Source organism: Mesorhizobium sp. M8A.F.Ca.ET.207.01.1.1 (assembly GCF_004794715.1).
GTDB lineage: Bacteria > Pseudomonadota > Alphaproteobacteria > Rhizobiales > Rhizobiaceae > Mesorhizobium.
Window position 1 is genome coordinate 42,185 of record NZ_SRUS01000006.1, and the last position, 25,517, is coordinate 67,701.

24 protein-coding genes are annotated in these 25,517 nt (G+C 64.1%); 12 read left to right on the plus strand and 12 right to left on the minus strand.

The features are described 5' to 3' along the window. Window positions 1–52: 52 nt before the first annotated feature. Window positions 53–505 carry an Lrp/AsnC ligand binding domain-containing protein gene (locus tag EN850_RS18545; RefSeq protein ID WP_135880573.1) on the minus strand — a complete coding sequence of 151 codons (453 nt, stop codon included), beginning with the start codon at window positions 503–505 and terminating at the stop codon, window positions 53–55. A gap of 162 nt (window positions 506–667) precedes the next feature. Between EN850_RS18545 and putA the strand changes: the two genes are divergently transcribed. Further along, a complete protein-coding gene (gene putA / locus EN850_RS18550) occupies window positions 668–4,276 on the plus strand; it encodes a bifunctional proline dehydrogenase/L-glutamate gamma-semialdehyde dehydrogenase PutA (protein WP_136091986.1) in 3,609 nt (1,202 codons plus the stop codon). Between the two features lie 12 nt (window positions 4,277–4,288). On the opposite strand, the gene EN850_RS18555 is transcribed toward putA, so the two are convergent. The 4 genes from EN850_RS18555 to EN850_RS18570 all read right to left on the minus strand — a co-directional run bounded on the left by EN850_RS18555 (window position 4,289) and on the right by EN850_RS18570 (window position 8,444). Continuing rightward, window positions 4,289–4,603 (minus strand): antibiotic biosynthesis monooxygenase, encoded by a 315-nt coding sequence (locus EN850_RS18555; protein WP_127872698.1) that lies wholly within the window; start codon window positions 4,601–4,603, stop codon window positions 4,289–4,291. 59 nt (window positions 4,604–4,662) lie between these two features. After that, the gene (locus EN850_RS18560; protein ID WP_246689249.1) at window positions 4,663–5,712 is read right to left on the minus strand and encodes a TonB family protein; all 1,050 of its coding nucleotides are present in this window, start codon (window positions 5,710–5,712) and stop codon (window positions 4,663–4,665) included. Between the two features lie 98 nt (window positions 5,713–5,810). Beyond that, a complete protein-coding gene (locus tag EN850_RS18565) occupies window positions 5,811–6,248 on the minus strand; it encodes a hypothetical protein (RefSeq protein WP_136091987.1) in 438 nt (145 codons plus the stop codon). Between the two features lie 6 nt (window positions 6,249–6,254). Then, entirely contained in the window at window positions 6,255–8,444 is a 2,190-nt protein-coding gene (locus EN850_RS18570; protein WP_136091988.1) for a TonB-dependent hemoglobin/transferrin/lactoferrin family receptor, read from the minus strand. Between the two features lie 200 nt (window positions 8,445–8,644). Here EN850_RS18570 and hemP point away from each other — a divergent pair, with 200 nt between their 5' ends. From hemP to EN850_RS18595, 5 genes are read left to right on the plus strand one after another with little or no spacing between them, the layout of a single operon-like run. Beyond that, a complete protein-coding gene (gene hemP, locus EN850_RS18575) occupies window positions 8,645–8,851 on the plus strand; it encodes a hemin uptake protein HemP (protein WP_027051401.1) in 207 nt (68 codons plus the stop codon). A 23-nt stretch (window positions 8,852–8,874) separates the two neighbouring features. After that, window positions 8,875–9,936 carry a hemin-degrading factor gene (locus EN850_RS18580; RefSeq protein WP_136091989.1) on the plus strand — a complete coding sequence of 354 codons (1,062 nt, stop codon included), beginning with the start codon at window positions 8,875–8,877 and terminating at the stop codon, window positions 9,934–9,936. A gap of 10 nt (window positions 9,937–9,946) precedes the next feature. Then, window positions 9,947–10,855: a hemin ABC transporter substrate-binding protein gene (locus EN850_RS18585; RefSeq protein ID WP_136091990.1), complete on the plus strand. Its 909-nt coding sequence runs from the start codon at window positions 9,947–9,949 to the stop codon at window positions 10,853–10,855. A gap of 5 nt (window positions 10,856–10,860) precedes the next feature. Then, entirely contained in the window at window positions 10,861–11,961 is a 1,101-nt protein-coding gene (locus tag EN850_RS18590) for an iron ABC transporter permease (RefSeq protein WP_135866775.1), read from the plus strand. 26 nt (window positions 11,962–11,987) lie between these two features. Then, on the plus strand, window positions 11,988–12,776 hold the full coding sequence (locus tag EN850_RS18595; protein ID WP_135866777.1) for a heme ABC transporter ATP-binding protein: 789 nt from the start codon (window positions 11,988–11,990) through the stop codon (window positions 12,774–12,776). A gap of 31 nt (window positions 12,777–12,807) precedes the next feature. Here the strand turns inward: EN850_RS18595 and rirA are convergent, their stop codons facing one another. Then, a complete protein-coding gene (rirA, locus tag EN850_RS18600; RefSeq protein WP_127278767.1) occupies window positions 12,808–13,272 on the minus strand; it encodes an iron-responsive transcriptional regulator RirA in 465 nt (154 codons plus the stop codon). Between the two features lie 271 nt (window positions 13,273–13,543). Between rirA and EN850_RS18605 the strand changes: the two genes are divergently transcribed. The 3 genes from EN850_RS18605 (at window position 13,544) to EN850_RS18615 (ending at window position 16,127) form a co-directional block, all read left to right on the plus strand. Further along, the gene (locus tag EN850_RS18605; protein ID WP_136091991.1) at window positions 13,544–14,839 is read left to right on the plus strand and encodes a DUF445 domain-containing protein; all 1,296 of its coding nucleotides are present in this window, start codon (window positions 13,544–13,546) and stop codon (window positions 14,837–14,839) included. A 104-nt stretch (window positions 14,840–14,943) separates the two neighbouring features. Then, the gene (locus EN850_RS18610) at window positions 14,944–15,372 is read left to right on the plus strand and encodes a phasin family protein (RefSeq protein ID WP_127280147.1); all 429 of its coding nucleotides are present in this window, start codon (window positions 14,944–14,946) and stop codon (window positions 15,370–15,372) included. Window positions 15,373–15,629: 257 nt separating this feature from the next. Next, window positions 15,630–16,127 (plus strand): MaoC family dehydratase, encoded by a 498-nt coding sequence (locus tag EN850_RS18615; protein ID WP_136091992.1) that lies wholly within the window; start codon window positions 15,630–15,632, stop codon window positions 16,125–16,127. 142 nt (window positions 16,128–16,269) lie between these two features. Here the strand turns inward: EN850_RS18615 and EN850_RS18620 are convergent, their stop codons facing one another. Further along, window positions 16,270–17,727 (minus strand): MFS transporter, encoded by a 1,458-nt coding sequence (locus tag EN850_RS18620; RefSeq protein WP_136091993.1) that lies wholly within the window; start codon window positions 17,725–17,727, stop codon window positions 16,270–16,272. Window positions 17,728–17,858: 131 nt separating this feature from the next. Between EN850_RS18620 and EN850_RS18625 the strand changes: the two genes are divergently transcribed. Next, window positions 17,859–18,749 (plus strand): LysR family transcriptional regulator, encoded by an 891-nt coding sequence (locus EN850_RS18625; RefSeq protein ID WP_136091994.1) that lies wholly within the window; start codon window positions 17,859–17,861, stop codon window positions 18,747–18,749. Between the two features lie 4 nt (window positions 18,750–18,753). Here the strand turns inward: EN850_RS18625 and EN850_RS18630 are convergent, their stop codons facing one another. Beyond that, window positions 18,754–20,157 (minus strand): PLP-dependent aminotransferase family protein, encoded by a 1,404-nt coding sequence (locus tag EN850_RS18630; protein ID WP_136091995.1) that lies wholly within the window; start codon window positions 20,155–20,157, stop codon window positions 18,754–18,756. A 106-nt stretch (window positions 20,158–20,263) separates the two neighbouring features. Here EN850_RS18630 and EN850_RS18635 point away from each other — a divergent pair, with 106 nt between their 5' ends. Then, on the plus strand, window positions 20,264–21,154 hold the full coding sequence (locus EN850_RS18635; RefSeq protein WP_127280262.1) for a DMT family transporter: 891 nt from the start codon (window positions 20,264–20,266) through the stop codon (window positions 21,152–21,154). Window positions 21,155–21,172: 18 nt separating this feature from the next. On the opposite strand, the gene EN850_RS18640 is transcribed toward EN850_RS18635, so the two are convergent. Next, complete coding sequence (locus tag EN850_RS18640) at window positions 21,173–22,213, minus strand: zinc-dependent alcohol dehydrogenase family protein (protein WP_136091996.1); 1,041 nt, start codon at window positions 22,211–22,213, stop codon at window positions 21,173–21,175. Window positions 22,214–22,329: 116 nt separating this feature from the next. Beyond that, window positions 22,330–22,791, minus strand: coding sequence for a helix-turn-helix domain-containing protein (locus tag EN850_RS18645; protein ID WP_135866789.1), 462 nt, complete (start codon window positions 22,789–22,791; stop codon window positions 22,330–22,332). Window positions 22,792–22,890: 99 nt separating this feature from the next. Here EN850_RS18645 and EN850_RS18650 point away from each other — a divergent pair, with 99 nt between their 5' ends. Then, complete coding sequence (locus EN850_RS18650; protein WP_136091997.1) at window positions 22,891–24,135, plus strand: MFS transporter; 1,245 nt, start codon at window positions 22,891–22,893, stop codon at window positions 24,133–24,135. Between the two features lie 2 nt (window positions 24,136–24,137). Here EN850_RS18650 and maiA read toward each other — a convergent pair whose 3' ends face one another. Both maiA and EN850_RS18660 read right to left on the minus strand, forming a co-directional pair. Beyond that, the gene (gene maiA / locus EN850_RS18655) at window positions 24,138–24,788 is read right to left on the minus strand and encodes a maleylacetoacetate isomerase (protein WP_127872683.1); all 651 of its coding nucleotides are present in this window, start codon (window positions 24,786–24,788) and stop codon (window positions 24,138–24,140) included. A 10-nt stretch (window positions 24,789–24,798) separates the two neighbouring features. Beyond that, entirely contained in the window at window positions 24,799–25,497 is a 699-nt protein-coding gene (locus EN850_RS18660; protein WP_127280440.1) for a fumarylacetoacetate hydrolase family protein, read from the minus strand. Window positions 25,498–25,517: the final 20 nt, after the last annotated feature.

Here is a 25,517-nt window from a genome sequence, read left to right on the forward strand (position 1 = left end):
TGTTTGACCATGACCTTGTCCGAAAACCAGCTTCCACTTTTCGGGATCATGGTCATCGGTCCTTCACCGTCTCCATCGCCACGAAGGTCGAGGTCTGGGCGACGTGGGGCAGGGCCGAGATGCGCTCGCCGAGCACGCGCCGGTAGGCGGCGATGTCGCGGGTGCGGACCTTCAGGAGATAATCGAAGCTCGACGCCATCATGTGGCACTGCTCGATCTCCGGCACGGCCTGTACGGACCGGTTGAAGGCATCGAGCGCCGCGGATCGAGTGTCCGACAGTTTCACCTGGACGAAGGCGACATGGCCTTCACCCATGCGCTCGCGGTCGATGATCGCCTGGTAGCCCCTGATGTAGCCATCCCTCTCCAGCCGCTTCACCCGCGCCTGCACCGGTGTCTTCGACAGGCCGACCTTGGCCGCCAGTTCCGACATGGAAAGCCGGCCATTGCCGGCGAGTGCCGACAGGATGTTCCTGTCGATGCGGTCCAATTGGTCTTCTGTCATCGAAACCGAAGCCTGAATGAGCAATTTTCGGCGGCATGATAGGTCAATTGCACTGGCCTGTCGATTTTTTCAGACCGCCTGAGATCTGTGACTTGTGCTAGCTTGCGCCATTCGGTCCGGTGACCGCCGGTCCGCTCCCTTGTGCTTGCTCATAGGACCGCCATGCCGCTCGACGCCATCCGCCAGCAGATCCGCGCCAACTATTTGCCCGACGAAGACGAGGCCGTAAAGCGACTGGCCGAGGCGACCGGGCTTTCGGCCGGAGACCGCAAGGCGATCTCGGCCCGCGCGGCCGACCTGGTGCGGGCGGTGCGGGGCTCCACCGATCCCCGGCTGATGGAAGTCTTCCTCTCCGCCTACGGTCTGTCCACCAAGGAAGGCGTAGCGCTGATGTGCCTGGCCGAGGCGCTGCTGCGCGTGCCCGACACCGAGACGATGGACGACCTCATCGCCGACAAGATCGCGCCGCACGACTGGTCGGCGCATTCGGGCGGTTCGAGTTCGATCTTCGTCAACGCCTCGACCTGGGCGCTGATGCTGACCGGCCGCGTGCTCGATGAAGGCGAGGGCGGCATCGAAGGTACGCTGCGTTCGATGGTGCGCAGGCTGGGCGAGCCGGTCATCCGCAAGGCGGTGGCCGCCGCCATGCGCGAGATGGGCGAACAGTTCGTGCTGGGTCGCACCATCGCCGAGGCCGTCAAGCGCGGCCGGCCGATGACGCAGAAGGGTTATCTCTATTCCTTCGACATGCTTGGCGAGGCGGCCCGCACCGAGGCGGATGCGTTGCGCTATCACAAGGCCTATGCCGACGCCATTTCCTCGCTCGATGCCGGCTCCAACGGTCCCGATATCCGCTTCAACCATGGAATCTCGGTCAAGCTCTCAGCGTTGCATCCGCGCTACGAGGTGGCGCAGAAGGAGGAAATGCTGCCTGTGATGGCTGAGCGGCTGCTGTCGCTGGCACTCGCGGCCAGGCATTCGCGCATGGGCCTCAACATCGATGCCGAGGAGGCCGATCGTCTCGACCTGTCGCTTGACGTCATCGAACGGGTGCTGGCCGAGCCGGAGCTCGCCGGCTGGAACGGGTTCGGCGTCGTCGTGCAGGCCTACGGTCAGCGCGCGGCTTTCACCATCGACTGGCTCTATGCACTGGCGAAAAAGTACAATCGCAACATCATGGTTCGGCTGGTCAAGGGCGCCTATTGGGACACCGAGATCAAGCGGGCGCAGACGCTCGGACTGTCAGGCTATCCCGTGTTCACGCGCAAGGCCAACACCGACGTTTCCTACATCGCGTGCGCGAGAAAACTGCTTGGCATGACCGACCGGATCTATCCGCAATTCGCCACCCACAATGCCCACACCGTCGCCGCCATTTTGTCGATGGCTGATAACCGCGACACCTTCGAATTCCAGCGCCTGCATGGGATGGGCGAGGCCTTGCACGAAACCGTGCGCCGGTCGGAGGGCACGCGTTGCCGCATTTACGCTCCCGTCGGCGCGCATTCGGACCTGCTTGCCTATCTGGTCCGTCGACTGCTTGAGAACGGCGCCAATTCCTCCTTCGTGCACCAATTGACCGACGAGGACGTCGAGCCGGAAGACATCGCGCGTGATCCGCTGGAAACGGTCGAAAGCCAGGGTCCCGCCGCCAATCCGGCGATTGCCAGGCCATCCCAGATCTTTGGGATCGGGCGCCGCAACTCGAAAGGATTCGACATTACGGATACGGTGACGCTGGCTGATATCGACAAGGCCAAAGCGGCTTTTGCCGGGCCGGATCGCTGGCACGCCAAGCCGATCACGCGCGCCGCCGGCTACGGCAAGCAGCGTCCGATCGTCAATCCGGCAAAGCCTTCCGAGGTCGTCGGCACGGTTCACGAGGCCGCCGCCAAGCAGGTTGCGACCGCGGTGCGCATCGCTGTCGAGGCGCAGCCGGCCTGGGCAAAACGGCCGGTTGCCGAGCGTGCCGCGATCCTCAACCGGGCGGCCGACCTTTACGAGGCCAATGCGGTCGAGTTCTTCGCGCTCGCCACCCGCGAAGCTGGCAAGTCGTTGGCCGACGGCGTCGCCGAGGTGCGCGAGGCCGTCGACTTCCTACGCTACTACGCCGCCGAGGCGGCAAACGCCGAGGCGGGCACGCAAGCGCGCGGCGCCATTGTCTGCATCTCGCCATGGAATTTCCCGCTCGCCATCTTCACCGGCCAGATCGCGGCGGCACTCGTCACCGGCAACTCGGTGATCGCCAAGCCGGCCGAGCAGACGCCGCTGATCGCATTCCGCGCTGTCGAGATGCTCCGCGAGGCTGGCGTGCCGGAAGACGTCATCCAACTCCTGCCCGGCGACGGCCCATCGGTGGGCGGCCCGTTGACAGCGGATCCGCGCATTGCCGGCGTCTGCTTCACCGGCTCGACCGAAGTCGCCAAGCTGATCGAGAAACAACTGGCCGAGACCGCCGTGCCGGACGCCATGCTGATCGCCGAGACCGGTGGTCTCAACGCCATGATCGTCGATTCCACAGCGCTGCCCGAACAGGCGGTGCGCGATATCCTGGCGTCGGCCTTCCAGAGTGCGGGCCAGCGCTGCTCGGCGCTGCGCGTGCTCTATGTGCAGAAGGACGTCGAGAAGAAGATGCTGGAGATGCTGAAAGGCGCCATGGAGGCGCTCAATATCGGCGATCCCTGGCTGATCTCGACCGATGTCGGCCCGGTCATCGATGACGAGGCGCAGGCCTCGATCCGCGACTATTGCACGAAGAAGGGTCTTGAGGGCCGGCTGATCGCCAAGCTCGAGGCCCCCAAGGATGGGCGTTTCGTCGCGCCGCATGTCTTGCGGGTCAAGGGTATCGAGGACATGGAGCGCGAGGTGTTCGGGCCTGTGCTGCATGTTGCCAGTTTCGACGCCGACCAGATCGACAGCGTCATCGCCGCCATCAACCGCAAGGGCTATGGCCTAACCTTCGGCCTGCACACCCGCATCGAGGGCCGCGTCCAGCATTTCGTCGACGGCATTCATGCCGGCAACATCTATGTCAACCGCAACCAGATCGGCGCCGTGGTCGGTTCGCAACCGTTCGGCGGCGAGGGCCTCTCCGGCACCGGGCCGAAGGCCGGCGGCCCGCATTATCTCAGGCGCTTCCGCAAGGGGCCGGAAGCTGGCACGCACCTGGCCGACGGGCACAAGGTCACCGCCACCGAACTGGCCGACAATCTGCCCGATCCGTCGCTGGGCGGCTGGTCGACGCGGCCGGACCGGATCGCCATCCTGAGGAAACATCTGCGCGGCAAGGGCGCGGCGGCGATCGGTGCCGCCGCTGCAATCGATTTCGGTCAGGTCGATTTGCCCGGCCCGACCGGCGAGGCCAACACGCTGTCACTGTCGCCGCGCGGCCGGGTGCTGTGCCTGGGGCCGGACGCCGACACGCTGCTGGCGCAGACCATCCAGGCGCTCGCCGCCGGCAATGCAGTGCTGGCCGTGGCGCCAGGTGCCCCGGCGGCACTGTCGGCGCTGACCGGCAAAGGCCTGCCGTTGGCGGCCATCGATGGCCGCCCCGATCCGGTCGAGGCGCGCTCGCTGCGCGTCGATGTCGTTGCTTTTTCAGGCACGCCCGAGGCGGCGCGCATCGTGCGCAAGGTCATCGCCGAGCGCAGCGGGCCGATCGTGCCGCTGGTCAGCGAGGTTCTCAATCCCGCGGCCTATGCGCATGAGCGGGCCGTCTGCGTCGACACCACGGCGGCCGGCGGCAATGCCAGCCTGTTGGCCGCCGCATAGATTAGTCGGTACTTACGCGCCTTCGACGACGGAAAAACCCTCGAATTGCGGGTGGCCGAGATAATGGACCTTTGTCGTGCCGACATTGCGGTGGGCGGCGCGAAAGTTCTCCGATTTGGTCCAGGCGACGAAGTCGGCGTGGCTCGCCCAGACCGTATGCGAGGCAAACAACGTGTAGCCTTCGGTCTCGTTGGCCGGGCCGCGCAACAGATGGAATTCGCGGAAGCCTTTCATCTCGGCAAGGCTGGAATCGCGGTTCTTCCACACGGCTTCGAAATCGGCCTCGGAGCCGGTCTGCACCTTGAAGCGGTTCATGGCGATATACATGGGGTCCCTTTCCTGCGGATGTTGATGGTTGGCGCCGCAACGCTTGTGCTGCTCACATCTTAAAACGGGCCGATCCCGACCTCGAATTCCAAACCCGGATTCGCGGCCTGTGGCGGAATTGGAGGGAAGGGAGCAGCCTTGCGCACGATGCCAAGCGCGGCCTCATCGAAAGTCTTCGATCCCGAGCTTTCCAGAATACGCAACTGATCTATGTTGCCCTTCTTGCCTATGGCGAATGCCACAACCGCATTGTTTCGCGCGGCCAGTTGCAGCGAAGGCGGGAGAGTTCGATTGACTCTGCCGAGCTTTCGAAAGACGTCGCCGCGGTAGCTGTCTTCCGCGGCGCTGCCGGCCTCTTTCTGCCTCTTGCCCATGCTGGCCGCTTGCGCCGGCCGATCCTGGCCGTCGGCCGTACCGCTCCGTTCATCCGCCGCTGCAGCTGTCGCAGGCGCGGCCGCCGGAGTCGGCCTTGCATAGGGGGTCGGCGGGTGATCGGGAGCGGCGACAGGCATCTCGACGGTTTCGGCCTGGGCGCTCGGCTGCGCCTGCGTTTCGTTCCTGGCGGCCACGCTCTGGTCGTCCGGGCGGGGTTTTGCCGTCACCAGTATGTCGGGTGTCACCATTGGCTGTTTGGCCGGTTCCTGCGAGGGCTCCGAAGCCTGCTTCGCGGCGTCCCGGGCGGGCTCGCGATCCTGTGTCACAGCTTCCGGCGCGGGCCGCGAAGGTTCCGTCGGCGGCGCCGGCCTGGCTGCCTTTGCCTGAGGGGGGGTGGCCGGCGGCTGGCTCGGCACCAACGTGACATTCATTGCCGTCGGGTCCTTGTCCAGCGCACTGCCGGCTACCTTGTCGCCTGTGTGATCGCCGCCTTCCGATTGCTCCGTCTCCCTGGAAACAAGCGTGCCGGCAGGTGAGACCAGAAAAGCCGCCGCTACCGCGGCATGGAGCAGGCCGGAGATGGCGATCGCCGTTGCCCACTTGCCGTTGCCGGCCGGCGGCCGTGTCTGGGCAAGCGGCTCGGCCGGCACGATGGCCAACTCGTCGCCGGCGTCGCGGAGGGGACTGATTTCCTGCATGTCGCGCGGCGGAAAATGCAGCGGCCCAGGCGTCATTGTCAAATCAAGATGGACTGGCTCAAACAGCGGAAGGCCGGCCAGGGGCCGGGCCACCATATGTCGTGCCAAGTCGAGTTCCAGTCCCACCGCCGCCCTCAGACTCCGAAAGCGATGCCGGTTCTGGTGTCCGTCTTCAGCTTGCGCATGCAGGCGGCCGGCTCGACGCCCGTGCCGGCGCATTCCGTGGCGCTGTTGATCAGCACGCGGCTGACCTTGGTGCAGTCAGTGCCGGCCAGGTCAAAGCGCGTCACCTTGGCCTTGCCGGCCGGCAGGTCCTTGAAGTCGAGCACGGTCAGCCGGTCGACGATACCGGCCTCGTTGAACAGGGCGATCTCGAACGCCGCCTTGATGAGGTCGGCGCCGAGATTGTTGCTGACCAGGAAGGTCAGGCGGCAGCCCTTGTCGGAAGGCTGCGCTGCATTGAGTTCGAGGGTCAGGACCGGCGCGGACTGCTCAGCCCACGCCGGAACCATCGCAAGCGACATCGCCAGCGCCGAGGTCAGCAGACGAAGCGATGTCGTCAAGCTCGTCATGATGGATCAGCCTCCAAATCGCATGGTTGCCGCCAGTTTCAGCGTGATGCCGGGTTCATAGACGGCGACCGTCGTGCCGCCATTCAGCGGGTTGGCGTATTTGACGTCGAACAGGTTGTCGGCGCGGAAATCGACCTTCAGATCGTCGGTCGCTTGATAGCTGGCAAAGGCGTTGACCAGCGTATAGTCGGTGGCCACCGCATTGCCCTTGGGCTTGCCGTTGTACTGCACTTCGCCCCCGACGGTCAGCTTGTCCTCGAGGAAACGCAAACCGAGCTGAGCGGTGACCTGAGAGGAGGGAATGGTGGCGAGGTCGGCCTCCACGCCCTTGTAGGAAACTGTGTGGCCATTTGTGATCGAAGCCGAGAGGCCGGCATAGCCCCACGCCGCGTCGTAGACACCTTCCAGCTCGACACCGTTGATCCTGGCCTTGGCGAAATTCTGATACTGGAAGCAGATCGGGATGCCGGGGCCGAAGGGGCAGCCGCTGCCTGGGGCGAACGGGGACAGCGTCACGCCGTCGATATAGTCGTCGACATCGTTGTTGAAATAGGCTGCCTTCAGGCGCAAGGCGTCGCCAGCCTCGAAGATGTCGTTCTGCTTGTAGTTGACGCCGAATTCGGTCGTCTTGCCGGTTTCAGGCCGCAGATTTGGATTGGGCAGGAACGGGAAGCTGACGCCTGCCGGATGGTTGCCGCTGATCAGAGTCTCCGTGATCGAGGGCGAGCGATAGCCTTCCGCATAGGTGCCGTAGAATTGCAGGCCGGCAAGGCCGGCGCTCTCGAACGGCGAGACACCGACCGTGACGCGCGGCGACAGCCTGTCGCCGGAGATATCATGCGTGGCGTCCTTCAGGCTGTAGCTGTCGTAGCGCAGTCCGGCGATGACTTCGAGCCAGTCCCAGGTGAGTTTGTCCTGGACGTAGGCGCCCGACACATTGCGCTTGCCCGAAGGCGTGTAGAAGCTGTCGCCGCCGGCCGCGCCGCCCGTCTTGACATCGTCGCCGACCCAGTCGCCGCCATAGCTCAGTTCATGCGCGATGCCGCTCGTCTCGAACCGTGAGGTGTTCCAGATATCGATGCCGGTCGTGCCGACATCGAAAGTCGACTGTGACCCTGCCGGCAGCACCACGGGAAGACCGGTCACCGGATCGAAGCGGTTCTGCGGGACAAGACTGGTCAGGCCGAGATGGGTCTTGTTGTAGGAGGTGTTGATGTGGAGATCGAGCCAGCTCTTGTCTTCGTCCGTGATGTTGTAGCGGGCCGTGAACGTGTTCGACTTCAGGTCGATATCATTCACAGGCACGCCGCCGCTGGTCTCGTCCCAGCCGTCGCTCGATCCGACCCAGCCAAGCTTCAGCTCACTGTTCTCGGTCGGCCGGATGGTGGTCTTGAGCAGGCCGCTCAGGACGTCGAAACCAGTGCCGTTGACGGTGTCGCCGTCGCCGTCCTTGTAGTTGCCGTAGTCGCGGTAGACGATGTTGCCCAGCACATCCCAGTTCTCACTGAGGCGATAAGCGCCGGATGCGCTTGACGTCCAGCCCTTGCCGTTGCTCTCGTAGCGTCCGGTGACGGAACCGGCCCAGGTCTCGTCAGGCTTGAGGAAATCCTGTGCATCCTTGGTGTCGAAGAAGACGACACCGCCAATGGCGCCCGAACCATAGGTGTTGGCGACCGGGCCACGGATCACGTCGACGGATTTGACGAGCTCGGGATCGATGTAGAAGGTCGACTGCGTGCCGTGGTCGGAACGCTGGAAATTCTGGCGCGCGCCATCGACGATGACAGCGACGCGGCCGAAATCCTGCAGGCCTCGGATGTTGATGCTGGTGCTGACGCGCCTGGCGTCCGCCTGTGCGGCGACGCCGGGCACACCGAAAAGCATCTCGTTTGGCGTCGTCGCCATGCGGCGGTCGAGCTGTTCCTGGTCGACATGGCTGGCCGAGGCCAGCGATTCGATCGCCGTTTCGCCGGTGCGGCTGAGCACCAGGATCTTGTCGAGCAGCGTCGCGCCCGCGGGAGTTGCTTTTTCCTGGTCAGTCTTCTTCGATTGATCCGGTTGCTTGCCCGCCGGCTGCGTTGCCTGCTGGGCGTGCGCCGATAGCGCGGACAAGGCGATCGCCGCCACGCCTGCGAGTAAAGCCGCCGCGCCGTTCGCCGTCGCCCGGCCGCGCCGTTCCCAATTCATCGACCCCATGCCCCAACTCCAAATCCCAGGTTCCATGCTGGCTGGCCTGGGGCTTGCTGGCATTTTTGATCGTATCCGGCATCTTAAATGTTGACTCATTTAGTCCGGTATTGCACTGACTAGTAAACATGATTATTCGAGTCAAGAAATGAATCGGCAATTTCGCAACGCCTAGCCAGATGCCCGGCACAGGAAAGGGATCGACCCAGATGAACACGCATAATCCCAACGATTTTCGCTATCGCGTCCGCCGTTCCGACGATGCCTCCGCCCGTTTCGATCGGATTCCGCTGGCGGTGCGAACGCTGTCCAGCAACACGCTGTTCCAGGGGGAGCACGAGATCGGCATCGAACATCATGGGGCGCTCTACCGGCTGAAGATCACCCGCCAGGGCAAGCTCATTCTCAACAAGTAAGGCAAGGCATCAGGGGTAAAGACATGGACCAGCGCGTAAAACCCGCTCCGCATGAAATCCGGCGGGCACGGACCGAGAATCCGAAAGCGCGCGAGCGTGATCTGGCCGGCCAGCTCGGCATTTCGGAGGCCGAGCTGGTGGCCGCGCATTGCGGTGATGGCGTCATTCGCATCGAGCCGCGCGTCAATGACCTTCTGACCGGTCTAGAGGCCGTTGGCGAGGTGATGGCGCTGACCCGCAACGAAAGCGCCGTGCACGAAAAGATCGGCGTTTACGACAAGGTCGTCACCGGCAATCACAATGCGATGGTGCTTGGCGAGAACATCGACCTGCGCATCTTCCCGAAAATCTGGGCGCATGGCTTCGCCCTGGAAAAGCGGGACGGCGACGACATCCGCCGCAGCCTGCAATTCTTCGATGCTTCCGGCGAGGCGGTGCACAAGGTGCATCTGCGCCCCGCCTCCAGCCTCTATGCCTACCAGAAGCTGGTCGCCTCTCTGGAATCGCCGAACCAGGGGCCGACGATCGAGATTTCAGGAACCGTTCTCGACGAGGAAAACGAGGCCGGGACATCGACCGCGAGCCTGGACGATCTGCGTGACCGCTGGAGCCGGCTGACGGACGTGCACCAGTTCTTCGGCATGCTGAAGACGTTGAAGCTCAGCCGCCGCCAGGCGGTGCGCATGGTCGGCCAGGATTACGCCTGGCTGCTCGACAATGACGCGGTGCGCGCCATGTTCCATCACGCCGCCGAAAGCGAGATGCCGATCATGTGCTTCGTGGGCAACCGCGGCTGCATCCAGATCCATTCCGGCCCGGTCAAGTCGATCAAGCCGATGGGGCCGTGGATCAACGTGCTGGACGAGACCTTTCATCTGCATCTGCGAACCGACCACATCCATGAGGTATGGGCGGTGCGCAAGCCGACCAGGGACGGCCACGTCACCTCGCTCGAGGTCTATGCCGCCAATGGCGACATGATCATCCAGTTCTTCGGCAAGCGCCACGAAGGCGAAAGCGAGCGCGACGACTGGCGCTTCCTGGCCGAGCACCTGCCGCGCATTCCAAGCCCGACGGCAGCCTGAGGACAGTGTAATGAGTTTTGTGTCGAGACTGTCCGCCCTGCGCGGATCGATGATCGGTTCCGCGATCGGCCTTTCCCTGGCTTTCGCCGCAATGCAGCCGGCCGGCGCCGACGAAGGCGTTTCGGTCTTCGTCGATCCTTCGAGGATCGCCGCCATCGGCGGGTCCATCACCGAGATCGTCTATGCGCTTGGAGAGGAAAAGCGTCTGGTGGCTCGCGATTCCACCAGCAATTATCCAAAAGCCGCGCTCGACCTGCCTGATGTCGGTTACATGCGCCAGCTGTCGCCGGAAGGCGTCTTGTCGGTCAATCCGACAGGCATACTGGCATTGTACGGCAGCGGCCCCAAGGAAGCCGTCGACGTGCTAAAGAAGACGAGCATTCCATTCATCGAAGTGCCCGAACTGTACAGCCGCGAAGGCATCCTCCAGAAGGTCCGCATTGTCGGCAAGGCGCTCGGGGTCGAGGCCAAGGCCGAGGTGCTGGCCAAGGCGCTCGATGCCAAACTCACGGCCGCCGAAAAGCAGACAGCCTCGATCAAGGAGCGCAAGCGCGTCCTGTTCGTTCTCTCGATACAGAGTGGCAAGATCCTGGCGGCCGGCAGCGAAACCGCGGCCGATGGCATGGTCAAGCTGGCGGGCGGGGTCAATGCGGTGGAAGGCTTTTCCGGCTACAAGCAAATGTCCGACGAAGCGATCATCACCGCCAGGCCGGACGTGATCTTGATGATGACCAATGCCGGGCCGCCGGTCTCGGACGACGAATTGTTCGGCAATCCATCCATCGCCTCGACGCCGGCCGGAACGGCGCGCAAGCTGCTCCGCATCGACGGCGCCTATCTACTGGGCTTCGGACCGCGCACGGCCGACGCGATCCACGATCTCGCCGTGTCGCTCTATGGCGCACAGGTCACGGACTGAGCATCATGGCCGACCAGTCGATCGCCGGTCCGGTGAAGGCGATGGGTGCATCCGAAGGGGATCGTTCCGGCCGCGCCCGTGCCGTCATTCTTATGCTGTGCCTGGGCCTGGCGGGCGCCGTCTTGCTTTCGCTCACATCCGGGGCGTCGGATGCATCCGCCGTGAACGTCATCAGGGATTGGCTCTTTGGCACCATCCCCGGCGATGCGGCACTCAACGCCCGTGACAGCCTGATCGTCCATGACATCCGCCTGCCGCGCGTTATCCTCGGCATGCTGGTGGGTGCGGCTCTCGCTGTCTGTGGCGCCGTCATGCAGGGACTGTTCCGCAATCCGCTCGCCGATCCCGGACTGATCGGCGTTTCAGCCGGCTCCAGCCTCGGCGCGGTGGCCATCATCGTGCTGGGCGGGACCATGCTGGCACCGGTGACCGCATTGCTCGGAACGCTCGCGCTGCCGCTTGCGGCATTCTTCGGCGCCCTCGCCACCACATTGGTGCTTTATCAGGTCGCCACGCGACGCGGGCAAACCTCTGTTGCCACCATGCTGCTCGCGGGTATCGCCCTGGCTGCACTTGCCATGGCGCTGACCGGAATCCTCATCTTCATGGCCGACGATCGCCAGTTGCGCGATCTGACCTTCTGGTCACTGGGATCGCTCGGTGGTGCGACATGGGCCAAGATCGCTTCCGTCGGGCCCATCATCGTCTTGGCACTCGCGGCGATGCCGTTCCTTGCCCGGGGTCTCAACGCGCTGGCGCTCGGCGAGGCCGCCGCCGGCCATCTCGGCATTCCGGTGCAGCGGCTGAAATACACAGCCATCATTGGTGTCTCGGCGGCGGTCGGGGCGTCCGTCGCCGTCAGCGGCGGCATCGGTTTCGTCGGCATCGTCGTGCCGCACCTGCTGCGCCTGCTGATTGGCCCGGACAATCGTTACCTGCTGCCGGCCTCGGCGCTGCTCGGCGCCTCGCTGTTGCTGCTCGCCGATGCCGTGGCCCGCACCATCGTGGCGCCGGCAGAGTTGCCGATCGGCATCGTCACCGCCGTCGCTGGCGCACCGTTCTTCCTGTGGATCCTGCTGCGCAAGCGTGGCGTGATCGATTTGTGAGATTTGAGACCCTGTAGGAGTGTTTCATGATCGAAGCCCGCGACGTTTCTGTGGCGATCGGCAAGAAGCGCATTGTCGCCAACGTCGATTTCGAAGTCAGGCCAGGTGAAATCTCGGCCATCGTCGGCCCCAACGGATCGGGCAAGACGACCTTTCTCAAGGCGATGTCGGGGGATCTCGTCCATACCGGACGGATCCTTATCAACGGTCGCGAGCTGTCGAAGATGAAGCCGGTCGAGGCGGCGACAGTGCGAGCGGTGCTGCCTCAGGCAACGACCCTGTCCTTTCCCTTCACCGTGCGCGAGATCGTCAGGCTTGGCCTCGTCGGTGGACGCTCGGGCGTGCTGCCCGGCGAGGACGAACGCCTGCCGGAGCGGGCGCTGGCGCGGGTCGATCTCGACGGTTTTGCCGGTCGTTTCTACCAGGAGCTTTCCGGTGGTGAGCAGCAGCGTGTCCAGCTTGCCCGCGTGCTGTGCCAGGTCTGGGCGCCGGTGCTTGACGGCGGCCCGCGCTATCTCTTCCTCGACGAACCGGTTTCCAGCCTCGACATCAAGCATCAGCTGATCATCATGAACATCGCCCGCGACTTCGCCAGAAGAGGCGGCGGCGTGGTCGCGATCCTGCACGACCTCAATCTGACGGCGATGTTCGCCGACCGCATCTTCGTGATGCATCGCGGCCGGCTGGCCGCGACCGGATCGCCGCGCGACGTGCTGAGTGACGATCTGATCGAGAATGTGTTCGACTGCCGGCTCAAGGTCGGCGTGCTGCCGGCCGGCAACATGCCATTCGTGCTGCCGCAATCCGCAGCCTAGATCTGCGGTCTTCGGCCCGGCCCGCGCAGGATCAAGCTGCCGGGGCGCGGCGCTCCATCAGCATGTCGATACCGAGCAGGTTGCGCACATTCGGCCGCGCCGCCACCAGATCGGCGATCGTGTAGCGGGCAAGCACGGCGAAGAAGGCGTTGAGCGCTTCGCGCAGCGCCGAGTTCAATGCGCAGCTGTCGACCAGCGGGCATTCTGCCGCGTCATTCTCGAAGCACTCCGCCATGGCAAAGCTTTCCTCGGTCACGCGCACAACATCGAACAGGCTTATCGCTTCGGCGGCGCGGCCCAGCCGTACCCCTCCGTTCCGGCCGCGGACAGTCTCGACCAGGCCGTTCTCGACCAAAGGCTGCAGGATCTTGAACAGGAACAGTTCCGACACCGAATAGGCGGTCGCGATTTCCGGGATGCGGCTCAACCGTTCATTGTTGGCGGCACAATACATCAGGATGCGCATGGCATAGTTGGTCTGGCGGGTAAGCCGCATTTCATCCTCACAAAGCGCTGGCGCGGTGCAACCATGCCAGAGTCTGGAACTTTGCCGGCGCGGCTTCACCCGGATTTTCGGAGTCGCCGCGCTGGCCTCGGTCGAATATGGCCTATACCTTGGAATAATTCCAGACTGGCTTCGCATCATAGCTGAATATTCTCGTCAACTTTATGTGCGTGGCCAGGCGAAACGCTGAGAAAATCGGCTGTCGCGGGCATTTTGACGACCGACGCACTAAATAGCCTGGGATCGACGAGGAGCGGCTCATATGTCTCAATCGGCCCAGTCGCTGGCGCCCGTCCGTTTCGACACCGACGCGGGCGCCAAGCTTTCGGCGCTGCGGCGGACAAAGTTCGTCGCCACGGCGGCGCTGGCACTCTGCGTGCTGGTCTTTGTCTTGGCCAAGTCCTTCCAGGCCAGCTACCCGTGGCTCGGCTTCGTCGCCGCCTTCGCCGAGGCGGCAACCATCGGCGGCCTTGCCGACTGGTACGCGGTGGTGGCGCTGTTCAAACGGCCGCTCGGGCTACCCATCCCGCACACCGCCATCATCCCGGAAAACAAGGATCGGATAGCCGACAATCTTGGCCGTTTCATCGAGGTTAATTTCCTGGCGCCGGAACCTGTGTGTGAAAAACTCGCCGAGGTCGATTTTTCGGCGCTCGTCGCCGATTGGCTCGCCGATGCCGAACGCGCAGCCGGCCTGTCGCGCTTCGTCGTGCGGCTGGTGCCGCGCACGCTTGCGGCCGTCGAACAATCGGGCCTGCGCGGTTTCGTCACCAGCCGCATGCTGGAGCAGATCGAAAAGGTGCCGCTGGCGCCGCTGGCCGCCGAACTCTTGTCGGCGCTCACCGACGATCGCCGCCACCAGAAATTGTTCGACGAGTTCATCAAGGTCATCGGCCGGTTCCTCAACGACGAACAGGCGCTGGCGACGATGCGCGACAAGATCCGCGAGGAACTGCCGTCGCTGTTCAACCTGTTTCGCGCCGATGCCTACCTCCTGAAGAAGATCGTCGCCTCGGCGGGCTCCCTGCTGGACGAAGTGCGTGCCGATCCCGACCACCCGATGCGCGCCGAATTCGACCGTTTCGCGCAAAGTTTCGTCGAGCGGCTGCGCACGTCCAAGCAATATGCCAAGCGAGCGGAGAAAATGAAGCGCGATTTTCTCGCCAGACCCGAAGTCAGGGCGCTGGCCGGCGACATGTGGGAGAGCCTCAGCCTGTTCATCGAGCAGGATGCCAAGGCGCCGAATTCGCTGGTCCGGGAGCATCTCGCCAACATGTTCGTCGAAGTCGGCCGCCATCTTGCCGGCGATGCCCAGATCCGGGCCGACATGAACCAAGGATTCGTGGTGGCGCTGGCCTCATTCGTGGAAAGCCAGAAGAGCGGCGTGTCGAAATTCATCGCCGACCAGGTCAAGCGCTGGGACCTGGCGCAACTGACACGCCTGATCGAGATGAACATCGGCAGGGACCTGCAATATATCCGCTTCAACGGCATGATCATCGGCGGGCTGGCTGGCATCGTGCTCTATACGATCGAGTTGCTGCTCCCGGTCAATTGATCCGTATCGATCGCCAGGCGTGCGTTCGAAATGGACACACGGCGTTCGAGTGCTATTCTCCCGTCGAGGGCGTCCGCAACCGCGGCAAAGGGGAGAAGACAGTCATGGCCAGACAAGCAGAATCCGATTCCTTCATGGAGATGTTCGGCAGATTCGGCCGTGACCTGAAGGTGCCCAACGTCGATGTCGAGGCGATCCTTGCCCATCATCGCAAGAACCTCGAGGCACTGGAGAAGGCGGCACGGACCAGTGCGGCCGGGGCAACCTCGCTGATGTCAAGGCAGCGCGAAATGCTGCAGGACACGTTGCGGGAGGTCGCCGACATGGCGCAGAGCTACCGCGCACCGGGCAATCCGCAGGAACTGATGGCCAAGCAGACGGAGTTTGCCAGAAAATCCTTCGAGGCCGCGCTCAAGAACGCTGGTGAAGTGGCTGAACTGGCCAGGAAATCTGGCACCGAATCGATCGACATCCTGCGCGCGCGCATCAAGGAGGCGATGGAGGAGGTCCGCGCCGGCTACGGGCAGAAGTGAATCCCATCGGCTGTCGTTTCGCCCACTATCCGGCACGCCGGTTGGCGATTCCGCAATATCGCACATAGTTGCATTAGCGCCACGGCATAAGCTCCCGGCAAGCTGGACGGTCGAAAAGTCCGATTCGGGCCTGCCATTGCGTGGCAAGGCATGGCACGAGTGTGTTCGAATCCGGCGGAACGGATTTGCGCGGAACGAATTGACAGAGGCCGCCAGTTCGTGGTCCGGAAGCTCTGGAAGCGATCGGGAAAGCAGGAATGACGGAAGTACGGCCTAAAACGCCGCCAACCTACGAACAGCTGAGAACGATGTCCGGACAGGAACTCGGCGTCTCGGAATGGACCACGGTCGATCAGAACCGCATCAACCAGTTCGCCGAATGCACCGGCGACCATCAATGGATCCACGTGGATCCTGAACGGGCGCGTCGGCAAAGCCCGTTCCGCACCACGATCGCGCATGGCTATCTGACGTTGTCGATCATCGGCGCGCTGGCCCTCGAAATGGGCATCGTGCCCGAGAATACGCAGGCCGCCTTCAACTATGGTTTCGACAAGGTGCGTTTCCTGGCGCCGGTCAAGGTCGGCGCACGCATCCGCCTGCGCACGACGCTGCTTTCCATGGAAGACCGTGGCCCAGGCCAGTATCTTATGAAGGCAGCCAACACGGTCGAGATCGAAGGCGAGGAAAAGCCGGCGCTGATGGCTGAAACGCTCGTCATGCTTTACGAACGCCGCAAACGGGCAGGGGCCTGAACGGCGGTCCGCCAGGCCCCTCGCGTCATTTCATTGGCCGTAACAGTTCCGGCAAAGACGATGCCTATGGCCATCACCCACATGGGCAGGATGAAGGTCGTGAAGGAGGGGCGGCGAAGGCGAGCAGTCAAACGATTGCGGTTCAACGCCGGTTGGGTTCCGCTCGGCGGTCGGCGCGGGCGGAGAGCATCGCAAGGACCAGCGCGGCCAGGGCCAGGGCCGTGGCTGCCCGGAAGGTGATCTGCATGCCTTGGGCCGCCGCCGCGGAACTCAAGAGCTGCTGCCCGATCCCTTGCTGTGCATTACTCGATGCGATCGCGAATATGGCACCCATTAGCGATGCGCCAGTGATGAGACCAAGATTGCGCGACAGGTTGAGCAGACCGGAAACGACGCCACGTTCGTTTGCGCTTACACCGCCCATGACGGCTGCATTGTTGGCGGTCTGGAACAGGGCATAGCCGAAGCAGGTGACGGTGATTGGAGCGACGTAGCTGGCGATGCCGAGCTTGGTCAGGGCGAGCGACAGGAGGCACGTTCCCGTGGCGAGGCAGAGCAGGCCGGCGACCATCATCCGATGGGCACCGAAGCGATCGGTCAGCCGGCCGGCCAGCAGCGCCGACAGGGTCGAGACAAGCGGCCCGGTCGAAAGCGCCATTCCAACCATCGCGGCATCCAATCCCAGCCCGCGCGACAGGTAGAACGGAGCAACCACTAGGGTTGCCATCATCACCGTGGCGACGATCAGGCTCATGGCGAGGCCGGCGCTCAGCCGCGGGTCGCGGAAGCGGTCGAGTTGGACGAGGGGCGCCTTCGCTTTCGCCTGAGCGATGGCGAACACGATGACGCCGATACCGGCCGCGACCAGCAGGCCCAGATTGAGCACACCGAAATTGCCTCGGCCAAGAGTCAATGCCAGGGCATAGGCGCCCAAGGTAAGGGCCAGCAGGGCGGTGCCCGTGACGTCAAACGTGCCTCGACCGGTCTCCATTGTTCCGCCGCGCGCCGGCAAGGCACGCCAGGAGAGAGCGAAGGTCAGAAGGCCCAGCGGCCCATTGACAAGAAAGATTGCCTGCCAGCCGAGGCTGGCGATCAACAAGCCGCCAAGCGAAGGCCCGAGGGTCGTGCCGATCGCGGACATGGCGCCGAGCAGGCCCATGGCGCTGCCGGTTCGCTCCTTGCTTACGGTTTCCGCGACGAAGGCCAGTGTCAGCGCCATCATCAGCGCGGCGCCAAGTCCCTGCATGGCGCGCGCCGCGATCAGCAGCCAGAGTGTTGGTGCCAGGCCGCAGAGCACCGATGCCAGCGTGAACAGCGCGATGCCACAAAGCAGCAAAGGCCGACGCCCGAACATGTCGGCCAGCCGTCCGGCGCCGACGATCAGCGTCGTGATGGCGAGCAGATAGGCGAGAACCACCCATTGCACGGCCTGGAACGATGCATCGAAGGCTTGCATCAGCGAAGGCAGGCCGACGCTGGCAATGCTGGTTCCCAGTGACGATAGCAGCGTGGCGAGCGACAGGCTCACCAGCGCCAGGCCAGCGGACTGGGCCTGTCGCGGCACCGATATCAGTTCCCGATTTTGCTCAACGACTGCCAAGGCGATCTCCTTTCTGTCTGCTCCGGAACCGGAGCTGTCGGAGATCTAGTCTTGTGTACGATGCGGCGGAAGGCACAGCATTTGCATCGTATTCGTGCATCGGACGCCATATCATATGCTATGATCGATCCATGACATCGCCCGATCTCAATCTCCTCTTTGCCCTCGACGTCCTGCTGGCCGAAGGCAGCGTGGCGCGCGCGGCGCGCCGGCTGCGGCTCAGCCCCTCGGCGATGAGCCGGACGCTGGCGCGGCTGCGCGAGGCAACGGGCGATCCTCTGCTGGTGCGCGCCGGGCGCGGCCTGGTGGCGACGCCGCGTGCGGAGGAATTGCGGCGACAGGTCGGCCGTGTCGTCCAAGACGCGGAGGTGCTCCTGCGCCCGACCGAGTTGCTTGATCCCCGGAGCCTGGACCGGATCTTCACATTGCGCACCAACGAAAGCTTCGTCGAGGAGTTCGGGCCTCGCCTCGTCGCCCGCACCGAGGCCGATGCGCCAGGGGTGCGGCTGCGTTTCGCACCGAAGTCCGACAAGGATGCGATGTCGCTGCGCGAAGCGGCGATCGACCTGGAAATCGGCGTTGCCGGCGAGACCGGACCCGAGGTTCGCATCCAGGCCCTGTTTCGCGACCGCTTTATCGGTGCCGTGCGAGCCGGCCATCCCCTGGCCGAGGGCAAGGTGACGCCCGAGCGCTATGCGGCTGGCCGGCACATCAGCGTCTCGCGACGCGGCCGCGAGAAGGGACCGATCGACGAGGCCCTGGGCATGATTGGCTTGCAGCGGAGGGTCGTGTGCATGGTCTCAGGTTTTTCGGCGGCACTTGCCATGGCCCGGGCCTCGGATCTGATTGCCAGCGTGCCCGAGCGGCATACGGCAGGAGCGCGCGCCGGCATGCATAGTTTTGCGCTGCCGGTCGCTACCGTGGACGTCACTATCTCCATGCTCTGGCATCCGCGTCTCGATGCCGACCCGGCGCAACGCTGGCTGCGGGACTGCGTGCGGGAAGTCTGTGCGGGTCGCTGACCGATCAGCGCGCCATCGCCGTTTCGAGCACTTTGAAAATCCGCTCGTCCGCGCATTGGGCAACGTTGAAGCGCAGGAAGCGGCTGGCTGACTGCGACAGGCTGAACGCATTGCCGGGTGCCAGAACGATGTTGTCGGCGAGCGCGCGGCGGGCGACGTCGGCCGCGTCTACCCGGTCCGGCAGGCCGCACCACAGGAACAGCCCGGCCGGTTGGTCGATCCAGGGCGTGATGCCGATCGCCTTCAGCCGGGCGCTGGTCTCGCCCATGGCACGCGAGAGGCGCGCGCGCAGCAAATCCATGTGCTTGCGGTAGCTGCCGTCCTTCAGCAACGTCAGCACAAGTTCGGCCGCCAGCCGTCCGCCGCCGAAAGTCGTGGCGATCTTGAGGTCGGCCAGGCCCTCGATCCAGTCGCGGGGGGCGGCGATGAAGCCGCAGCGGACCGACGCCGAAAGCGTCTTGGAGAAACTGCCGATCTGGACAACGCGGCTAAGGCCGTCGAACGCCGCCAGCCTGGGGGCAGGGGCATGTTCGAAATCGGCGAAGATGTCGTCCTCGACGATGGTCAGGCCCGACTGGTCGGCCAGTTTGAGCAGACGATGGGCCGTCACCGGAGACAGGATCGCCCCCGTCGGATTGTGAATGGCGGAGTTGGTGATGTAGAGGCGCGGCCGGTGTTCGGCGAGCGCCTGGGCGAACAGCTCGATATCAGGCCCCGATTGCGTGTAGGGGACGCTGACGACCTTGGCGCGATGGGCACGCAGCAAAGCGTGGAAATTGAAATAGCAGGGATCGTCGACCAGCACGGTGTCGCCGGGCTCGATCAGGAACCGGCAGAGCAGGTCGATGGCCTGGGTGCCCGATTCCGTCAGCATGATCTGTTCGGGCGAAGCTTCGATGCCATGCCCGGCCAGGCGCCGCGCCAGCAATTGCCGCAGCGGCGGCAGCCCGAGCGGCGTGCCGTAGTCGGCAAGCGCGACATCGTCGGCACGCGCGACCGTGCGCAATGCCCTGCGGAGCCCGGCCTGTGGCATCCATGAAGCCGGTAGCCAGCCGCAGCCGGGTTTCAGGACTTCCTCGCCAGCCTCCAGCGACTGGCGCGAAACCCAGAGCGGATCGACGGCACGATCGAGCCGGGGGCCGATCTCGGCCAAAGACAGCGGCGCCAGCGAGCCGGCGGCATAAAAACCGGAACCCGGCCGGGAGCGGATCGCGCCTTCGGCGGCGAGCCGCTCATAGGCTTCGACGACGGTGGATTTGGATACCTGCATGGACTTCGCGAAGGCACGGATAGACGGTAACCGGGTTCCCGGTGTCAGGCTGCGCGCGGCGATCCGCTGACGGATGGTCGCCATCACACTCTCCACAAGGGTGCGTGCGCCGTCGGGTTCCAAAGCAAGGTCTGTCATCCGTACTGCTCAATTCGTCATTACAGTTTCGTCGAATTGTACCCCATTGTCTCTGGCCGCGCCACGGTTGTTCGCACCATAGAGGGCGAAAGCAATGGAGCCTGCAATGGACAAGACGGCGAGCGGCTGGGTGAACGGATTTATCGGCGTGCTGATCTTCAGCGGCTCGTTGCCAGCGACGCGCGTGGCGGTGATGGATCTCGATCCGATATTCCTGACATCGGCCCGCGCGGTCATAGCCGGCCTGCTTGGTCTCGCCCTTCTGCTTGTGTTCCGCGAGAAGCGCCCCGGGCGTCATGACTTGCTGTCGCTCATCATCGTTGCGCTTGGCGTGGTCGTCGGCTTCCCCTTGCTGACGGCGCTCGCGCTGAAGCATGTCACGTCGGCCCATTCCATCATCTTCGTCGGCTTGCTGCCGCTGGCGACCGCGATCTTCGGCGTGTTGCGTGGCGGTGAACGGCCAAGGCCGGCCTTCTGGCTGTTCTCATGCCTCGGCAGTGCGCTGGTGGCGGGCTTCGCGCTTGCGCAAGGCGTGACGGCTTCGCCGGTCGGCGATGGGCTGATGCTTGCGGCCATCATCGTCTGCGGCCTTGGCTACGCGGAAGGCGCCGCGCTGTCGCGCAGGTTGGGCGGCTGGCAAGTGATCTGCTGGGCGCTGGTGCTGTCCCTGCCGGTCATGCTGGTGCTGACGGTTGCTACCCTGCCGTCGTCCTTCGCCAGCGTTGGCTCCAATGCCTGGATCGGTCTTGGCTATGTCTCGCTGTTCAGCATGCTGATCGGCTTCGTCTTCTGGTATCGCGGCCTGGCGCAAGGCGGCATTGCAGCAGTGGGGCAGTTGCAGCTGCTGCAGCCGTTTTTCGGGCTCGCATTAGCGGCGACACTGCTGCGTGAACAGGTCAGTCCGATGATGATCGTCGTCACGCTTGGCGTGGTGACATGTGTGTTCGGCGCGAAGAAATTCGCCAAGCAGGATTTGCCGCGGCGTGCGGCTGCATAGTGATGATGCCGACCCTCGCTAGAACTTCGTCACCACGCCAATGCCGATGCCCTCGAAACCGCCCATCGCCATCAAGGCCGCGGGCGCCTCGTCGAGGCTGATCTTCTTGCCGACCAGCAGTTCGGGCTTCAGCTTGCCGTGGCGGATCATCTCCATCATCGCGGGGTAGCGATAGGCCTGCATGCCGTGGCTGCCGAGGATTTCGAGCTCGAAGGCGATCACCTTGTCCATCGGCACCTGGGGGCGGGCGTGCTCGCCCAGCATCAGGCCGACCTGCACGTGACGTCCACGCCGGCGCAGGTTGGCTATCGAGTTGAAGGACGTCGTGGGGTGACCGAGCGCGTCCATCGACATGTGGGCGCCGCCATTGGTGATCTGCTTGACGGCCTTGACGACGTTCGGCGTCGTGGACGCGTTGATGGTCGCCACGGCGCCGATCTTTTTGGCGAAGTCCAGTTTCTCGTCGGTGAGGTCGATGGCGATGACATTGGCGCCCATCGAGCTGGCAATCATGATCGCCGACAGGCCGACGCCGCCGCAGCCATGCACCGCCACCCACTCGCCCGGCGTCACCCGGCCCTGGTCGACGATGGCGCGGAACGAGGTGACGAAGCGGCAGCCGAGGCTGGCGGCGGTGGCGAATTCCATTTCGTCGGGAAGGCGCACCAGATTGGTGTCGGCGTGCTCGATAGCGACATATTCGGCGAACGAGCCCCAGCCGGTGAAGCCGGGTTGCGTCTGATGCTCGCAGACCTGGTGGTTGCCGGAGGTGCATTCAAAGCAGCGGCCGCAACCGACGGCGAACGGCACGGTGACGCGCTCGCCCGCCTTCCAGCGGGTGACCTGTTTGCCGGCCGCCACAACCACGCCGGCCAGTTCATGTCCCGGCACGTGCGGTAGGGTGATGCCGTCATCATGGCCCATCCAGCCATGCCAATCGCTGCGGCACAGCCCGGTCGCCTCGACCTTGATGACGACGCCGTCGGCAGCCGGCTTGGGATCGGGAACAGTCTGGATCGTCGGCGCTTCGCCGAATTTTTCGAAGACGACGGCTTTCATCGGTCACTCCACCCTTGAAACGGCATTTGTCACCGGAAAGATAGCCGATTCCTTGTCCGGTCAAGCGGAAATCGATTCCACCAGGATGGCCGCTCCGCCGAACCAAGGAACGACGTTTACCTGTTTTCCTGGTTGCGGAAATCGGCAAGCCTGGTGTCGCCGGGGGCTAGCAGACGACCGTCTTCGGCATGCACTTCAAGGCGCTTTATCGGCCTGCCGCTCTCGGTATCCACCATGAATGTGTAGGGCTCGCCGGGGCCGGAGAAATAGGTCTCGCCCCATTGGCGCAAGGCGACCAGCACGTAGAACAGGCCGCGTCCTTTTTGCGTCAGCACATATTCATGATGCGCGCCGCCGTTGGGCGCTGGGACGGTTTCGAGGATGCCGTGCGTAACCAGATTGCGCAGGCGCGCCGACAGGATGTTCTTGGCAACGCCGAGACTTTTCTGGAACTCACCGAAGCGCCGCAACCCGTCGAACGCGTCGCGCACGATGAGCAGCGACCACCAGTCGCCAATCGCGTCGAGCGGTCGTGCGATCAGGCAGTCCGCACTCTGGTGGCTCGTTCGTTTCACCATGGCAATGGTTGGTCCAGATCGGTCATTTTGGTTGCAACATAAAACTGTTCTGTCTATCCAGCAAGCGGTTTCAATTTGAAACCTTGTGCGGAGAGCGACATGAATATAGAGGTGATGAACGGCGCCGCGACGAAGGCGGAGCGAACCGAGGAGCGCGAGCAGGTGACGCCGGCGTCATCGCCGGGATTGTCCGGGATGACCACGCTGATTTTCGCCGTTGCCTGCGGCCTGAGCGTCGCTAATGTCTATTTCGCCCATCCGCTGCTCGACGCCATGGCCCATGATTTCGCCATTGCGCCGGCCTCGATCGGCATCGTGGTGATGGTCACCCAGATCGGCTATGCGCTCGGCCTGTTGTTCATCGTGCCGCTTGGCGACCTGTTCGATCGCCGCAAGCTGATTGCGGGGCAGGCGGTGCTTTCGGCGGTGGCGCTGATAGCCGTCGGGGTCGCGCCGAACGCGGCGATGCTGCTGGCGAGTCTCGCCGTTGTCGGACTGCTTGCTGTGGTGGTGCAGGTGCTGGTGGCCTACGCGGCCGATCTCGCCGCGCCATCGCAACGGGGGCGGGCGGTCGGCACCGTCACCAGCGGCGTCATAACAGGGATCCTGCTTGCCCGCTTCGTCGCCGGCGTCGTCGCCAATTTCGCCGGCTGGCGCTGGGTCTATGTCGTCTCGGCCGCGCTCACCCTATTCATGGCGGTGCTTCTCTACCTCATCCTGCCGCGCCATGAGGCGGAGAGGCCAAGCACATCCTATCCGCGCCTGCTGGCCTCGGTGGTGCTCTTGTTCGTGAAGGAGCCACTGCTGCGTGTGCGCGCGGTTCTCGCCCTGCTGATCTTCGCCAGCTTCAACGTGCTGTGGGCGCCGCTGGTGCTGCCACTCAGCGCGCCACCGTTCTCGCTGTCGCACACCGCAATCGGACTTTTCGGGCTCGCCGGCGTCGCCGGCGCGCTGGGGGCGCGATGGACCGGCGGTCTGGTGGATCGGGGACGCGGGCAACTGGTCACCGGGCTCAGCCTGCTGCTGATGACAGCGGCTTGGTTGCCGATCGCCTTCATGGGCATGTCGCTGTGGCTACTGGTCGCCGGCATCGTCATGCTGGATCTGGCGATCCAGGCCACACACGTCACCAACCAGAGCCTGATCTTCGCGCGTCGACCGGATGCCCGCAGCCGGCTGGTCGGTGGCTACATGATCTTCTATTCGCTCGGCAGCGCGCTGGGCTCGATCGTCTCGACCATGGCCTATGGCGTGGCCGGCTGGAGCGGTGTCTCGCTGCTCGGCGTTGGCATCGGCTTGCTAGCGCTGCTGTTCTGGGCGCTGACGCTGCGCGTCGGCCGGTGAATTTACTCGGCGTCGATCTGGTTCTGGGGCGCGGCTTTCTGGAAGGCGGGTAGCGCCATGCAGGCGGCGTTGATGCGCGAAATCGTCGGGTAGGGCGTCATATCGACGCCAAAACGGGCGTTGCTGGTGACCTGGGCGACAAGGCAGATGTCTGCCAGCCCCGGCGTGTCGCCATGACAGAATGTGCCGGTTTCGGGCGAAGCCGTCAGCAATGTCTCGAGTGGGCCAAAACCTTCATTGACCCAATGCCGGAACCAGTTGGCGACATCCTGGTCGCCGGCGCCGAACAGGGTGCGCAGCGAAGTCAGCACGCGCAGATTGTTCACCGGATGGATGTCGCAGGCGATCATCTGCGCCAGCATCCTGACCCGCGCCCGGCCAAGCGGGTCTTTTGGCAGCAGCGGTGGTTCCGGCGTGGTCTCGTCGAGGAATTCGATGATCGCCAGCGACTGCGTCAGCAGCGTGCCGTCGTTGCAGATCAGCGCGGGGACCAACCCTTGAGGGTTGACCGCGAGATAGGCCGCTTCCAGATGCTCGCCATGGCGCAGGTGATGCGGCACATAGTCATAGCTCAGCCCCTTCATCTCCAGCGCGATCCGCACCCGATAGGAGGTGGAAGAGCGATAGTAATTGTGCAGGACGATATTGCTCATGACTTTTCACTCATGACCGCGGCTGGCCGATGGTCACGTCGATCGTGCCGATGCCCTCGACCCCGCCTGATATCGTCTCGCCCGGCTTGACCGCGCCGACCCCGGCGGGCGTACCGGTGAAGATAAGGTCGCCCGCCTGCAATTCCACGCCTTCGCTGCAGATCGAAACGATGTCCGATATCGGCCAGATCAGTTCGGCAAGGTCGGCATCCTGTTTCACCGCGCCGTCGACGGCGAGCCAGATACGCCCCTTCGCCGGGTGCCCGGCTTTTTGTGCCGGGACCAGTGGGCCGCAAGGCGCGGAACGGTCGAAGGCCTTCGACCAGTCCCAGGGCCGGGCCGCCTTCTTGGCGACATCCTGCAGGTCGCGGCGGGTGAGGTCGATGCCGACGGCATAACCCCAGACATGATCCAGTGCCTTGTCGCGGGATATGCGAAAACCCGATGTACCGATCGCCGCCACCAGTTCGATCTCGAAGTGGAGGTTTTGCGTCAGCGGCGGGTAGGGGATTTCAGTGCCGGAATCGACCACCGCGTCGGCCGGTTTGGTGAAGAAGAAGGGCGGATCACGCTCGTCATTGCCGAATTCGCGCGCATGCGCCGCGTAGTTGCGGCCAACGCAGAAAATACGCCGCACGGCAAAGCGTTCGCTGGAGCCGGCAATGGCGACGGAAGGCGTTGGCGGCACGGCAAGGACAAAGGCGGTCATGGCGATCTCTGCGTTTGATG